This is a genomic window from Halomonas sp. (assembly GCF_041689495.1).
GTDB lineage: Bacteria > Pseudomonadota > Gammaproteobacteria > Pseudomonadales > Halomonadaceae > Halomonas.
Genome location: NZ_JBDNGD010000526.1, coordinates 1 through 1,267 on the forward strand (window position 1 = coordinate 1; position 1,267 = coordinate 1,267).

The window sequence follows — 1,267 nt, forward strand, 5'->3', positions numbered from 1 at the left end:
GCGCTTCTGCCTGCCGGTGTCGTTGCCGTTCACCGCAGCTGCCAGCCGGCCGATGCCGCTTTCCGCATCGAAGCGATGGCTGACCCGAAGCATGGCGATGGCCTGGTCCAGCGGCCGGCCGTCCGGGTCGATGACATCCGCGGGAAGCCGCTGGCCGGTGGCACGGTCAAGCCAGTCTGCGGTGTCGGGGGTGTAGTGGCCGCCGTCGGCCCTGGCGCAGAGGTCGCCGAGTACCGAGCCGGCTTCCACCGAGGCGAGCTGGTCCTTGTCGCCCAGCAGCACCAGGTGGGCGCGGGGCGGCAGGGCGTCGAGCAGGGCGGCCATCATCTCCACGTCGACCATCGAGGCCTCATCCACCACCAGCACGTCCAGCTGCAGCGGATGGTGGGCATGGTGGCGGAAATGGCGGGTGTCGGGGCGCGAGCCCAGCAGGCGGTGCAGGGTGGTCACCTGTGTCGGTATGGCAGATCGGAGCGTATCAACACTGCATTCGCCCGCTGAAGCGGCCTCCCACAGGGTGGCCAGGCCATCCAGCTGCAGGGAGCTGACCTGGCCGGCGATGGATTCGTTGAGCCGGGCGGCGGCCTTGCCGGTGGGGGCGGCCAGGCGGATGCGCAGGGCACGGCTGCCCTCGTTCAGGGCCAGGGTCTGGAGCAGGGCGAGGAGCTTGACCACGGTGGTGGTCTTGCCGGTGCCGGGGCCGCCGGTGATCACCGCGAAGGGCGAGCGGGCGGCCAGGGCGCAGGCGGCCTTCTGCCAGTCGAGGGTCGCGGTGGCGGGGAAGAGGGCGGCCAGGGCTTGGGAGAGGGCATCAATGTTAATTGCCTGATCCAGGCGCCTCTCGGCGCCATCGCCCGGCAGAGCCGGCCTCCCACTAGCTCCCGTGCCATTGCCCGGCAGAGCCGGCCTCCCACTAGCTCCCGTGCCATTGCCCGGCAGAGCCGGCCTCCCACTAGCTCCCGTGCCATCACCCAGCAGAGTCGGCCTCCCACTAGTTCCCGTGCCATCGCACGGCAGAGTCGAGTCGTCGAACCGCGGTCTCCCAGCAGAGCTAGCCGAGCTCTCACCGCCGAGCTTGACGGCGATATGCTGCTGGATCGAGCGCTCGTGGTGCCAGTAGCGGCGCAGGTAGAGGCGGGTGCCGTCGAGCACCAACGGGGTGTTGCCTGGGCCGTCGCCCACCAGCAGCGGGTGGTAAAGCGCGGCCTGCCAACTCGCCGGGCTGAGGGCTTCCAGCAGGGCGCTGGGCAGCGGCGGCGGGTCGTCC

General features: G+C 70.7%; 1 protein-coding gene. It reads right to left on the reverse strand.

Going from position 1 to position 1,267, the window contains the following annotated elements; all coding sequences use genetic code 11:
- On the reverse strand, positions 1–1,267 hold a 1,267-nt coding region (gene recD, locus ACESMD_RS15490; protein WP_372614732.1), incomplete at both ends, for an exodeoxyribonuclease V subunit alpha.